The following is a 12,607-nucleotide window of genomic DNA, read 5'->3' as shown; positions in this document are numbered from 1 at the left end:
GTCACTCCTGCTCGAACAGCGTGGTGGGCTCGGGCGCGGCCGAGGCGGGGGTCAGGGGCGGGAGCGCGGCGGCGAAGGCGACGTGCGGCACCGTCATCTCGCGGGGCCCGCGCTGGGTGTGCGCGACGACGGTGACCAGGCGGTCCTCGTCGACGGTGCCGTACCGCGCGCCGAGCGACCAGACGCCGACGACGTCGCCCGCGCGGGGAGCGTCGATCGCGGAGAGGACGTCGGTGATGTCGGCACCGTCGGACGCGCTGACCTGCTGATTGATGGCGGAGGCGAGCGCGTCCCAGTCGATCGCCTCCCGGCCGACGAGGCGGGCGGGGTCGATGGTGAACTCGCCGGAGGTCTCGCGCACCTCGGGCGGCAGGGTGACCACGCCGTCGTGGAAGCGCAGGGCGCCGACGGAGCTGGTGTCGACGGCCGACATGGGGACGGCGAGGCCGGTGTCGCGGCCGGCGGAGGCCGCATCGAAGGCGTCGACGGCCGCGCGCTGCGCCTCGGTGATGCGGGCGCGCAGCGACTGGTACTGCAGGAAGTCGCCGTCCTTGACGAAGGTGTTGATGCGGCGATACACCTGGCCGCGGATCTCGTCGACGCGCTGGACCTGCATCCACATGCGGTCGAGGAAGCCGGTGAGGGAGTCGCGGAGGTCGTCCGGCAGCTCCACCTCGTGCACGACGGACGCGACGGACGTCTCGAGCTGGCGGCGCAGGCGGTGGTCGGAGAGCAGCGTGTAGAACGCGTCGAAGGCCTTGCCCTCGGGCGTGTTCGCGAGCTCGTCGTGGCCGTCGAAAAGGCGCTGGAGCGTCTTCGCGTAGGCCTCCGCCTCGCTCGAATCGGAGGCGTCGAGGCCGTGGGTGAGGAGGGCGCGGGTGTGTTCGCGGAGCTTCTCGCCGTAGCCGAGGATGTCGGCCGGCATGCGCTCGGCGAGCGAGCTGACGATCTTGAGGTCGTCGACCACCTTGTCGCGGTCGTACTCGGGGATGAGTCCCTGACGCAGGGCCTCGCGACGCTGGGTGAGCTCGGCGATCTGCTGGTCGAGGGCGCGGAGGTGGTCGTCGGGATCGGCGCTGACGGTGACCGCGACCGCTGACAACCGGGCCGTGACCAGCTCGAGCGCGGTCTCGGTGGCGACGTTGCGGTCCAGCGACACGGCCTGCACCTGGCCGAGGGCCGTCGTGGCGCCCCGGGTGAGCTGGATGACCTCGCGGTCCGTGTCGTCGAGCGTGCGCGAGACGTAGCCGGCCTTGACCCAGCTGTCCAGGACGTCCGGGCCGGCGGGGACCGGTCGCGCGCGCTCGGTGAAGTGGCTCTGCAGGGACTGCAGGTCGACGGTGAGCGCGTCGCCCAGCTCCTCCGCGTCGACGGGGCCCGTGCCCAGCCGCGCCGCCATCAGCGCCAGGTAGGCGACGGCGTGGGGGGAGCGGAGCAGGCGGAGCGCGACGTCGTTGTCGGCGTTGTCCGTGAACGCGGCGTACAGCTGCGCGGCCGACTGCGCCATCGTGTACCTCCCCTTGCGTATGCGACGGTCCAGTGTATCGGGGAGCCCTTCATGTCGCGGACAGGTCGGGTTCACCGTGGCGGCCTAGCGTGCGGTTCATGAACCTGCGGCGTCCGACGATCATCGCTCTGTCTCTCGCGCTGGTGGTCGGGGCGGCTCCGGCCGGCGCGGTGCCGCGGACCGTCGACCTGCAGGCGCACCGGGGCGGGCTCGGCCTGCAGACGGAGTCGACGCTGGAGGGCTTCTCCGCCGCGATGCGGCTCGGCGTCACGACGCTGGAGCTGGACACGCAGGTGACGAAGGACCGGAAGGTCGTGATCACGCACGACCGGAAGGTGGACGCGAAGAAGTGCGCCGACACCGCGCCCGCGACGCCCGGTGATCCGCAGTACCCGTACGTCGGCACGTACGTCCGCGATCTGACCTACGCGCAGATCCGCACGATGAACTGCGGATACGAGAAGGTCACCGCCTCGCAGCGGGTCGTGGCCGGCGCCCGCATCCCCGAACTGCGCGAGCTCTTCGACCTCGTCCGCACGCGACGCTCGCCCGTGCGGATGAACATCGAGACCAAGGTGGAGGCGGGCGCACCGTCGGAGACCGCGCCGCGCGGCGAGTTCGTCCGCGCGGTCGCGGGGGAGATCACGCGCTCCGGCCTCGCCCGGCAGGTCACGATCCAGAGCTTCGACTGGACCGCCCTGCGGGAGATCGGGCCGCTGCTGCCCGGCGTCGGACTGGTCGCACTGACCAACGGCGAGCAGTTCCTGCAGACGGGGAAGCCGGGCGCCTCGCCGTGGCTGGGGCTCGACGTGGACGCCTACGGCGGCGACTGGGTGCGGGCCGCGAAGGCGACCATCCCCGGGCTGACGGCCGTCTCGCCGGTGCAGGGCGACCCGCAGGCCGGCGGCGTCGGCGACGCGGACTTCGTGCGCTTCACGACGCCGGAGCTGATCCGGCACGCGCACGACCTGGGCCTGAAGGTCGTCCCGTGGACCGTCAACGATCCCGCGACGATGCGGGCCTTGCTCTCCGATGGGGTCGACGGCCTGATCACCGACTACCCGGACCGTGCGCGGGCGGTGTTCGGGGAGCTCAGGGTCGCGCTGCCCGCGTCTTCGTAGGGCTGACCAGGACTTTCGGTGCGTGTCGGCGACGACACGCCGCTCGCCGACCGCAGGAATCCACCGAGGCTCTCGGGCGCTCTCGGCGTGCCCCGGGCGTGGTGTCGGGCACGAATCATCATTCACGTGTGCAACACACGACTCAGTGGTGTAGTTTTCCACCGATAGACTCATTTGTCACGGAGGGCAACATGCGTGTCTCTGGCTTCTTCCGCTCGATCGTTTCGCTGACGGCCGCCGTTGCGGTCGCCGCCACCCTGGCGACGGGGACGGCGGGGGCGGCACCGTCGACCACGACGTCGACGACGTCCCTGACCAACCAGGCAATCGACCGCCAGGCCGCGGGCGACACCGCGGGCGCGCAGGCCGCCATCAATCAGATGCCGATCGACCAGGCGCAGAAGGTCGTAGCGCTGATGACCAACGTCAACAAGGCGCTGACCTTCCCGCTCACCGACCAGGTGCCCGGCGGCGTCGCCCCCGGCACCGCGATCGTCATCCTCGGCTTCGGCCTGGAGGACAACGGCGCGATGCGGCCGATCCTCGTCGAGCGCCTGACCAAGGGCCTCGCGGTCGCGCAGGCGTACCCGGCGTTCCCGATCGTCGTCACCGGCGGCGCGCCCAAGGCCGGCAAGACCGAGGCCGCAGCGATGAAGGAGTGGCTGCTCGCGCAGGGCGTCTCCGGCACGCGGATCTACACCGAGGAGAAGGCGGGCTCCACCCAGGGCAACGCCATCAACACCGCGGTCCTCATGCAGCAGAACGGCTTCGGCAACGGCGCGGTGCTCGTCACCTCCGCCGACCACACCCGCCGTTCGGTCGCCGACTTCCTGGTCGCCGGCATCACGCTGCAGGCCGTCGTCGCCTCGGACGCCAAGATCCAGTCCGGCCCGATGTCCGCGAGCGGCGTGGCGGGGGTCTATCGGGACGCCCGGGGCGTCGCCAAGATCTAGCCCGACGGTGTCGATCGGGTTCGTCACCCGCCCACGGCAATCGGCGTGCGACGGCCGGATCGCGATCGCGGCTCGATGTGCGAGGAACGCTGGAACTTGTCGGCCCGGTGTGCCACCGTTGTCGCCATGACCGCGTACCACGCCCCGCTGGGGGCACCCGTGTGGATCGACCTCATGACCTCTGACGTCGAGGCGGCGGTGGAGTTCTACGGCGCCGTCTTCGGCTGGGAGGCGGAGCCCGCCAACGAGGACTTCGGCGGCTACCGCAACTTCCGGGTGAACGGGAACCGGGTGGCGGGCGTGATGTCGCCGCCCGACGGTGGCGGTGGCCCCGGCGACGTCTGGTCGACGTACCTGCGGGTAGAGGACGCGAAGGCATCCCTGCGCGCCGCGACCGACGCGGGAGCGTCGCTCGTCGTGCCGGTCGTGCCGGTGGAGGACCTGGGGCGGTTCGCGTTCGTCATCGACCCGGTCGGTGCCGCCATCGGCATCTGGGAACCGGGGGAGCACGAGGGCTTCGTCGAGCGCGGCGTGCCGGGCACCCCGTACTGGTTCGATTGCATGAGCCGCAGCTACGACGCGACGAAGCGGTTCTACCGCGACGTCTTCGGATGGACGCTGGAGGAGATCGGCAGCGGAGGCAGCGAAGGCTCCTTCGGGCCCGATCGCTACAGCCAGGTCTTCGCCGGCCGCGCGGGGGAGCAGGAGGCGGTCGCCGGGATCATGGACGCCGCGCCGCTCTTCGACTCGGGAGTCTTCGGCGAGGGCATGCCGTCGTTCTGGCAGGTGTACCTCACTGTCGAGGACACCGCCGCCGCCGAGCAGCGCATCGTGGCCGCGGGCGGCGAGATCCTCCGCGCGGCGGAGGTGACGCCCTGGGCCACCATGGGCTCCGCCAAGGATCCGGGCGGCGCGGTCTTCCTCTACGCGACGCCGCCCGAAGGGCGCTGAGCCGCACCGAAGATCACGTTTGGGCGTCGGCAACCGGATTGCAAGGCCGACGGGGCTACGCTCGCCGCATGACCTACAACCAGGGCGGATACCAGCCCGGCGGCCCCTATCCGCAGGGCGGCGGCCAGGCGCCCCACCAGGGCCGGCCCCCGCAGCAGGGCGCGCCGTACGGCGGCCCGCCGCAGCAGCCCGCACAGCCGTGGGGCGCCCCGCAGCACCCGCCGGGGCAGCCGCAGTACGGTCCCCCGTACGCGCAGCCGGGACAGCCGCAGTTCGGGCAGCAGCAGTTCGGCGGGCCGGGGCAGTACGCGGGCCAACGCGGGCCCTACGGGCAGCCGGGGCAGTTCGGCGCTCCGGGTCCGACGGGGCCGGGCGGCCCGGCACCGTCGACGGCGAGCGGCGGCATCGCGACGATCCTGCAGTTCCTGATCGCCGGCGCCGGCGCGCTCGTGATCCTCGCCGCGTTCCTGCCCTGGGCCACCGCATCGGCGACGATCGGCGGCTCGTCGATCAGCAGCTCGGCGTCGGGGATCGACGGTAGCGACGGCTGGATCACGCTGGTTGCGGCGCTCATCGCCGGCGGCGTCGCGATCGCCGCGGCGGTCGTCACCACGACGGGGGTGCCGCTGCGGCTGATCTCCGGCATCGTCGCCACCGTCGCGGGGCTCGGGATCACCGGCCTCGCGGGCTACGACCTCGCCAATGTCGTGAAGCTGACGTCGACGTACTCGTCGATGGTCGACGTCTCGGCCGGGATCGGCCTGTACCTGACCCTGCTCGCGGGGATCGCGATGCTCGGACTCGGCATCGCGGCGCTCGTCCCGGCGCTGACCAAGCGCTAGGGGCGCCGCACGCTCTCCTCGACCAGGTCGAGGACCGCCTCGAGGCCGGCCGTCGGCCGGCCCGAGGCCAGGTGGGTGACCAGCCCGTCGAGCACGAGGTCGAGATAACTGAGGATCACGTCGGTCGGCAGGTCGTCGCGCAGCCGGCCCCGCTGCTTCTGCCGCTCCAGGCGGCGGAGCGTGGCCTCGGTGAGCTCAGCACTGCGCTCGGTCCACTCCGCGCGGAAGTCGCCGTCGTTCTTGAGCCGCCGCGCGATCTCCAGGCGGGTCCCCAGCCAGTCGAAGCGCTCCGGATGGCTCAGCATGTCGCGCATGACCTGCACGAGGCCCTCTTCCGCCGCGATGTCGGCCATCCGCTCGGCGTCCTCGCGCGCCAGCGCCAGGAACAGCGCGTCCTTGTCGCGGAAGTGGTGGAAGATCGCGCCGCGCGAGAGGTCGGTCGCGGCCTCGAGCCGCCGCACGGTCGCACCGTCGTAGCCGTACTCGGCGAAGCAGGTCCGCGCACCGTCGAGGATCTGGCGGCGCCGCGCGGCGAGGTGATCGTCGCTCACCTTGGGCATGTGGGTGCTCCTGATCGAACGGGGACGGTTACTCGATGTCCGTTACGCGGACGGCGGGCCCGGCCGCTGGGGCCGGACCCGCCGTCACTGGTCGAGACTCTGCTAGCTCTTGACCATGTTCCGCAGCACGTACTGCAGGATGCCGCCGTTGCGGTAGTAGTCGGCCTCACCGGGGGTGTCGATGCGGACGTCCGCGTCGAACTCCACCTTCGTGCCGTCCGTCTTCGTCGCGGTCACGTGCACCGTCTTCGGCGTGACGCCGTTGTTCAGCTCCGTGATGCCCGCGATGTCGAAGGTCTCCGTGCCGTCGAGGCCCAGGGTCTTCCAGGACTCGCCCTTGGGGAACTGCAGCGGGACGACGCCCATGCCGATCAGGTTCGACCGGTGGATGCGCTCGAAGGACTCGACGATGACGGCCTTGACGCCCAGGAGGCTGGTGCCCTTGGCCGCCCAGTCGCGCGAGCTGCCGGAGCCGTACTCCTTGCCGCCCAGGACGACCAGCGGGGTGCCGGCGGCCTGGTAGTTCATGCAGGCGTCGTAGATGAACGACTGCGGGCCGCCCTCCTGCGTGAAGTCGCGGGTGTAGCCGCCCTGCGTGCCCTCGAGCCCGATGGTGTCGAGCACGCGGTTCTGCAGGCGGATGTTCGCGAACGTGCCGCGGATCATCACCTCGTGGTTGCCGCGCCGCGACCCCAGCGAGTTGTAGTCCTTGCGGGCCACGCCGTGGGAGTCGAGGTACTGCGCGGCCGGGGTGCCGGGCTTGATCGGGCCGGCCGGGCTGATGTGGTCGGTGGTGACCGAATCGCCCAGCAGCGCCATGACGCGGGCGCCCGAGATGTCGGAGACGGGCGCCGGCTCCATCGTCATGCCGTCGAAGTACGGGGCCTTGCGGACGTACGTCGAGTTCTCGTCCCACTGGAAGGTGTCGCCCTCGGGGGTGGCGAGGTTCTGCCAGCGGTGATCGCCCTCGAACACGGTCGAGTAGGACTTGCGGAACATGTCCTGGTTGATCGCGTTCTTGATCGTGTCGTCGATCTCCTGCGCGGACGGCCAGATGTCCTTGAGGAAGACGTCGTTGCCGTCGTGGTCCTTGCCCAGCGAGTCGGTCTCGAAGTCGAAGTCCATCGTGCCGGCGAGGCCGTAGGCGATGACCAGCGGCGGGGAGGCCAGGTAGTTCATCTTCACGTCGGGGGAGATGCGACCCTCGAAGTTGCGGTTGCCCGACAGCACGGCGACGACGGTCAGGTCCTCGTCGTTGACGGCCTTGCTGATCTCGTCGGGCAGCGGGCCGGTGTTGCCGATGCACGTCGTGCAGCCGTAGCCGCCCAGGTAGTAGCCGAGCTTCTCGAGGTACGGCCACAGGCCGGCCTTCTCGTAGTAGTCGTTGACGACCTGCGAGCCGGGGGCCATGTTGGTCTTGACCCAGGGCTTGGTGGTCAGGCCCTTCTCGACCGCGTTGCGGGCGAGCAGCGCCGCGCCGAGCATGACCGACGGGTTCGAGGTGTTGGTGCAGGACGTGATGCCCGCGACCGCGACGGCGCCGTGGTCGAGGATGAACTCGCCGCGCTCGCCCTTGACGCGCACCGGCTTGCTCGGGCGGCCCTCGGCGCCGTTGGCGGCGGACTGCACGTTGACGGCACCGTCGTCGGCGAAGGACAGGGCGGCGGGATCGGAGGCCGGGAAGGACTCCTCGACGGCCTCGTCCAGCTGGGTGTGCGCGGTCGGGTGCTGCTCCTCCACGTAGTTGTGGATGTCCTTGCGGAAGGCGGTCTTCGACTCCGACAGGAGGATGCGGTCCTGCGGGCGCTTCGGGCCGGCGATCGACGGCACGACGGTGCTGAGGTCCAGTTCGAGGTACTCGGAGTACGCGGGCTCGTGGTCGGCGTCGTGCCACATGCCCTGCTCCTTGGCGTACGCCTCGACGAGCGCGAGCTGCTCGTCGGTGCGGCCGGTCAGGCGCAGGTAGTTGATGGTCTCGCCGTCGATCGGGAAGATCGCCGCGGTGGAGCCGAACTCGGGGCTCATGTTGCCCAGGGTCGCGCGGTTGGCGAGCGGCACCTCGGCGACGCCCTTGCCGTAGAACTCGACGAACTTGCCGACGACGCCGTGCTGACGCAGCATGTCGGTGACGGTGAGCACCACGTCGGTCGCGGTGACGCCCGGCTGGATCTCACCGGTGAGCTTGAAGCCCACGACGCGCGGGATGAGCATGGAGACCGGCTGGCCCAGCATGGCCGCCTCGGCCTCGATGCCGCCGACGCCCCAGCCCAGGACGCCCAGGCCGTTCTCCATGGTGGTGTGCGAGTCGGTGCCGACGCAGGTGTCCGGGTAGGCCTGGCCGTTGCGGGTCATGACGACGGGCGCCAGGTACTCGATGTTGACCTGGTGGACGATGCCCATGCCCGGCGGGACGACCTTGAAGTCGTCGAAGGCGCCCTGGCCCCAGCGCAGGAACTGGTAACGCTCGCCGTTGCGCTGGTACTCCAGGTCGACGTTGCGCTCGAGGGCGTCGGCGGTGCCGAAGACGTCGAGGATGACCGAGTGGTCGATGACCATGTCGGCGGGGGAGAGCGGGTTGACCTTGTTGGGGTCGCCGCCCAGGGCCGTGACGGCCTCGCGCATGGTGGCGAGGTCCACGATGCAGGGCACACCGGTGAAGTCCTGCATGATCACGCGCGCCGGCGTGAACTGGATCTCGACGCTCGGCTCGGCCGAGGGATCCCAGTTCGCCAGGGCGTTGATGTGATCGGTGGTGATGTTCGCGCCGTCCTCGGTCCGCAGCAGGTTCTCTGCGAGGACCTTCAAGGCGTAGGGCAGCTTCTCGGTGCCGGGCACGGCGCTGAGGCGGAAGATCTCGTATGACTGATCGCCCACCTCGAGCGTGCCGCGCGACGAGAAGGAATCGATGCTCTTGCTCACGTCAGCTCCACTCAACGTTTTGTGGTGTGCACCGACGGGCTGTGTCGGTGCCTGAAGTCGATAATACAGTACGCTTGTCCTGTGAGAGTCCGTAGGGCTGAAACTCGCCGGACGCAGCTCATTGTGCCTCGTTCCGGGCATGCCCGCGGGCGTGTCGTACTGTGTGGCCCATGGGTCCGCTGCCGATTGTCACCGAAGTTCCGACCGACGTGGATCTGTCCGCGCTGCAGGCGGACCTCGCGACGGACGGCGTCGCCGTGCTCAACCCCGCATATGCCGATTCCGTGCCCCAGTTGGTGCAGGTCGTCAAGGACGCGCGCGCCAACGGTATCGAGAACTTCCAGGTGGTCGTCCTCGCGCACGACTACAACCCCGACACCTCGCTGCGCGACCTCGGTACCGAGCTCGGCCGGCAGATGAAGGCCGACGCCGATCATCCGTTGACGGTCCTCGTGATGTCGCCGAGCCAGGTCGCCGGCTACTCGACGCAACTCTCCCGCTTCCAGATCGAGAAGGGGCAGGACGGCTACACGGGCCGGCTCGCACTCAACAACCCGCCGAAGGCCGCCGAGGACTTCGCCACGGTCGCCAACGACGCGACCTTCCCGTGGACGGGCTTCACCGTCGGGTTGGTGCTCGTCGTCGCCGCGCTCGCCGGCTGGGCGCGCGTGGTGACCCGCCGACGCAGTCGGGCGGTGGACGCCGCCCGCAAGGCCGCCGCGGCGGGTGCCGTCCCCGCTGCGGTCGGCGCAGGCGCAGCGGCGCCCTCGGACCCGACGGCGTCGGCGGCCGAAGAGAATGGCGGCTCCACTGTTCGACCGAACGAATAACGCACATTCATTCGAAATTCCAGCTGTGTAATTCGCGCCGGCTGTCCGATTCGCAAGCAATTCCCCGAACGGTGATCCGTGCTGGTCAACCAGCATGATCGGCGACTCACACGTGTGTAATTTGTGATTCCTGTTTTCCATTGTTGTGTAAGTGCCGTACGGTACGTCTGAAGCCAATGGTGTGCGTGTTGCCCATGCGCACTCATCGGGTCTGAACGAGTCTTGAGTTGAGGGAGACACCTTGAGGCGTACGGCACACCCCGCCACGAACTTCGCTGCGCGGTCGTTGCTCGCGGCAGTCGCCACCGGCTCGCTGGTGGCCGGCTCGGTCGCGGGCGCCGGCTCGGTCTTCGCCGAGCCCAACGGCCCCGACACGAACCCCGCCAACGTCGTCGCGGCACTCGTCGACCGCATCGCCCAGGCCGATCAGCGGATCGCGGACCTCCGCGGCGACGTCGCGACGAAGCGGCAGTCCGTCAACCGCGCCGTCGTCGACCTCCAGTCCGCCCGCGACGCCGCCACGGCGGCCTCCGGCGCGATCAAGGTCTCCGAGACCGCGGTCGCGGACTCCGACGCCAAGATCAAGACCGCGCAGGACGCCTTCGACCAGGTGGTCCGCGCCGCGTACGCCCAGGGCAACAGCGCCGGCGCCCTCGTCAACACGCTCGGCGGGAACGACCCGGGCGAGGCCGTCGACCGCGCGACCACGCTGCGGATCGTCGCCGACAAGCAGAAGGTCGCGCTCGGCGACCTGAAGGCCGCCAAGACGCGCGCCGAGGCCTCCCGTACCGCCGCCCGCGCGGCCAAGGTGCAGGCCGACGCCGCCACCGCCGCCGCGGCGGAGCGCAAGACGACGGCCGAGGACTCCATCACGCAGACCGTCGCCGCGCTCACCACCCAGCAGCAGGAGCAGACCACGCTCAGCGCTCAGCGCGAGCTCGCGCAGCGCGCGCTCGAGCAGGCGAAGCGCGCCGAGGACCGCGCGGCGCAGCAGAAGATCTACGCGCAGTACGTCGTCGACGAGCAGCAGACCCAGCAGATCGCGGCCCCCGCCGCGCCCNCCGCCNAGCCCGCCGCTCCGGCGGCGCAGGCGGCNGCCCCCGCGGCCCCTGCCGCGCAGGCCGGCACCGTCGACTCCGCGGATCCGCTGGCGGCGGCCCGGTCGTTCGCCCAGGGCATCGTCGGCCAGGCGTCCTCGCTCTTCACCAATCCGTTCGGTGCCATCACGGGCCAGTCCGGTGCGGCCCAGCAGCCCACCGCGCCCGCCTCGCAGGCCGTCCCCGGCGTGTCGAGCATGAGCGGCGCGCAGATGATCGAGACCGTCATCCAGCGCGGCATGTCCGTCATCGGCGTGCAGTACGCCTGGGGCGGCGGCAACGCCTGGGGCGCGACCAAGGGCGTCCGCGACGGCGGCGTCGCCGACAGCTACGGCGACTACAACCGCGTCGGCTTCGACTGCTCGGGCCTGATGGCTTACATGTACGCCGCAGTCGGGATCGCGCTGCCCAAGTACTCGGGCTACCAGTACACGACCGGCAACAAGGTGCCGATCAGCCAGCTCAAGCGCGGCGACATGGTCTTCCGCGGCCCCGGCGGCACCCAGCACGTGGCGATGTACCTCGGGAACAACCAGATCCTCGAGTCGCCGCAGTCCGGCGGCGCGGTGCGCATCGCCCCGTTCGACGCCTCGACGTTCCTCTCGCAGGGCGTCCGCGTGATCAACAGCTGACCGCGCGCGATTCAGTACGCTCGTGGGAACGGGCCGACGCGGTCCGGGATCGGACGGGCCCCGCGGGGCCGGGGGAACGAACGACGAAGGGGTCATTGCGTGACGCACTCACAGGGGCAGGACATCGCCTCGAGCGATGAGGTCAAGCTGCTCGAGCGGGCGGTCTACGAGGTCAAGCGCGTGATCGTGGGCCAGGACCAGCTCGTCGAGCGGATCCTGGTGGGCATGCTCGCCAAGGGCCACGTGCTCCTCGAGGGCGTCCCCGGCGTCGCCAAGACCCTCGCGGTCGAGACCTTCGCCACCGTGGTCGGCGGCTCGTTCTCCCGCATCCAGTTCACCCCCGACCTGGTGCCCTCGGACCTCGTCGGTACCCGCATCTACCGGCAGGGCAAGGAGCAGTTCGACACCGAGATCGGCCCGGTCTCCGCGAACTTCCTGCTCGCCGACGAGATCAACCGCGCCCCCGCGAAGGTGCAGTCCGCGCTGCTCGAGGTCATGGCCGAGCGCAAGGTCTCCATCGGCGGCCAGACCTACCCGATGCCCGATCCCTTCCTCGTGCTCGCGACGCAGAACCCCATCGAGAACGAGGGCGTCTACCCCCTGCCCGAGGCCCAGCGCGACCGCTTCCTGTTCAAGGTCGTCGTCGGCTATCCCTCCATCGAGGAGGAGCGGGAGATCGTCTACCGCATGGGCACCGTCCCGCCCGTGCCCTCGCAGGTGCTCGACCCGGTCACCGTGCAGCGCCTGCAGCGCGCCGCGAGCGAGGTGTTCGTCCATCACGCTCTCGTCGACTACGTCGTCCGCGTCATCGCCGCGACCCGCACGCCGCGCGAGTTCGGCCTCGACGACGTGGCCTCCTGGATCACGTACGGCGCCTCGCCCCGCGCCACCCTCGGCATCGTCGCCGCGGCCCGCGCGCTCGCGCTGCTCCGCGGCCGCGACTACGTCGTCCCGCAGGACGTCGTCGAGATCATCCCGGACGTGCTGCGCCACCGCCTGGTGATGAGTTACGACGCCCTCGCCGACGAGGTGACCGCCGACCAGGCCATCAACCGGGTGCTGCAGACCGTCGCGCTGCCGCAGGTCGTCGGGCAGCCCGTCCCGCAGCAGGCCGCGCCCCCGGTGCCGGCGGCCCCGCAGCAGTACGCCCCCGCGCAGCAGCCGCAGGGCTGACGATGCCGGCCACCCCCTCCGG

Annotated in this window: 10 protein-coding genes; 7 read left to right on the top strand and 3 right to left on the bottom strand. The window is 70.6% G+C overall.

Annotated elements, in window-relative coordinates:
* Position 1: 1 nt before the first annotated feature.
* The gene (locus ACM9LD_RS08475; protein ID WP_415676241.1) at positions 2-1,507 is read right to left on the bottom strand and encodes a DUF3375 domain-containing protein; all 1,506 of its coding nucleotides are present in this window, start codon (positions 1,505-1,507) and stop codon (positions 2-4) included.
* 98 nt (positions 1,508-1,605) lie between these two features.
* Between ACM9LD_RS08475 and ACM9LD_RS08470 the strand changes: the two genes are divergently transcribed.
* The 4 genes from ACM9LD_RS08470 (at position 1,606) to ACM9LD_RS08455 (ending at position 5,374) form a co-directional block, all read left to right on the top strand.
* Positions 1,606-2,628, top strand: coding sequence for a glycerophosphodiester phosphodiesterase family protein (locus ACM9LD_RS08470; protein ID WP_415676240.1), 1,023 nt, complete (start codon positions 1,606-1,608; stop codon positions 2,626-2,628).
* 191 nt (positions 2,629-2,819) lie between these two features.
* The gene (locus ACM9LD_RS08465; protein ID WP_114515375.1) at positions 2,820-3,581 is read left to right on the top strand and encodes a YdcF family protein; all 762 of its coding nucleotides are present in this window, start codon (positions 2,820-2,822) and stop codon (positions 3,579-3,581) included.
* Positions 3,582-3,707: 126 nt separating this feature from the next.
* Positions 3,708-4,532, top strand: a complete 825-nt coding sequence (locus ACM9LD_RS08460) for a VOC family protein (RefSeq protein ID WP_415676239.1) — start codon at positions 3,708-3,710, stop codon at positions 4,530-4,532.
* 68 nt (positions 4,533-4,600) lie between these two features.
* Positions 4,601-5,374: a hypothetical protein gene (locus tag ACM9LD_RS08455; RefSeq protein WP_415676238.1), complete on the top strand. Its 774-nt coding sequence runs from the start codon at positions 4,601-4,603 to the stop codon at positions 5,372-5,374.
* Here ACM9LD_RS08455 and ACM9LD_RS08450 read toward each other — a convergent pair.
* A complete protein-coding gene (locus ACM9LD_RS08450) occupies positions 5,371-5,934 on the bottom strand; it encodes a TetR/AcrR family transcriptional regulator (RefSeq protein WP_224645123.1) in 564 nt (187 codons plus the stop codon). The two genes, ACM9LD_RS08455 and ACM9LD_RS08450, sit on opposite strands and share 4 nt — an antisense overlap.
* 102 nt (positions 5,935-6,036) lie before the next feature.
* On the bottom strand, positions 6,037-8,853 hold the full coding sequence (gene acnA / locus ACM9LD_RS08445; RefSeq protein WP_415676237.1) for an aconitate hydratase AcnA: 2,817 nt from the start codon (positions 8,851-8,853) through the stop codon (positions 6,037-6,039).
* A 170-nt stretch (positions 8,854-9,023) separates the two neighbouring features.
* Here acnA and ACM9LD_RS08440 point away from each other — a divergent pair, with 170 nt between their 5' ends.
* The 3 genes from ACM9LD_RS08440 to ACM9LD_RS08430 all read left to right on the top strand — a co-directional run bounded on the left by ACM9LD_RS08440 (position 9,024) and on the right by ACM9LD_RS08430 (position 12,585).
* Complete coding sequence (locus ACM9LD_RS08440) at positions 9,024-9,683, top strand: Rv1476 family membrane protein (RefSeq protein WP_415676236.1); 660 nt, start codon at positions 9,024-9,026, stop codon at positions 9,681-9,683.
* A 1,096-nt stretch (positions 9,684-10,779) separates the two neighbouring features.
* A partial coding sequence (locus ACM9LD_RS08435; protein WP_415676235.1) for a C40 family peptidase occupies positions 10,780-11,412 on the top strand: 633 nt, incomplete at its 5' end.
* Positions 11,413-11,511: 99 nt separating this feature from the next.
* On the top strand, positions 11,512-12,585 hold the full coding sequence (locus tag ACM9LD_RS08430; RefSeq protein ID WP_415676234.1) for an AAA family ATPase: 1,074 nt from the start codon (positions 11,512-11,514) through the stop codon (positions 12,583-12,585).
* Positions 12,586-12,607 lie beyond the last annotated feature (22 nt).

The organism is Tsukamurella hominis, assembly GCF_965137015.1.
In the GTDB taxonomy this organism is placed as follows: Bacteria; Actinomycetota; Actinomycetes; order Mycobacteriales; family Mycobacteriaceae; genus Tsukamurella; species Tsukamurella hominis.
The sequence above is the reverse complement of the archived record's forward strand: the minus strand, read 5'-3'. Positions and strand labels throughout refer to the sequence as shown.

What these genes read in the sequence shown, in the direction of transcription:
- ACM9LD_RS08475 (WP_415676241.1), bottom strand. Translation starts at nt 1,507, where the DNA reads ATGGCGCAGTCGGCCGCGCAGCTGTACGCCGCGTTCACGGACAACGCC.
- ACM9LD_RS08470 (WP_415676240.1), top strand. Translation starts at nt 1,606, where the DNA reads ATGAACCTGCGGCGTCCGACGATCATCGCTCTGTCTCTCGCGCTGGTG.
- ACM9LD_RS08465 (WP_114515375.1), top strand. Translation starts at nt 2,820, where the DNA reads ATGCGTGTCTCTGGCTTCTTCCGCTCGATCGTTTCGCTGACGGCCGCC.
- ACM9LD_RS08460 (WP_415676239.1), top strand. Translation starts at nt 3,708, where the DNA reads ATGACCGCGTACCACGCCCCGCTGGGGGCACCCGTGTGGATCGACCTC.
- ACM9LD_RS08455 (WP_415676238.1), top strand. Translation starts at nt 4,601, where the DNA reads ATGACCTACAACCAGGGCGGATACCAGCCCGGCGGCCCCTATCCGCAG.
- ACM9LD_RS08450 (WP_224645123.1), bottom strand. Translation starts at nt 5,934, where the DNA reads ATGCCCAAGGTGAGCGACGATCACCTCGCCGCGCGGCGCCGCCAGATC.
- ACM9LD_RS08440 (WP_415676236.1), top strand. Translation starts at nt 9,024, where the DNA reads ATGGGTCCGCTGCCGATTGTCACCGAAGTTCCGACCGACGTGGATCTG.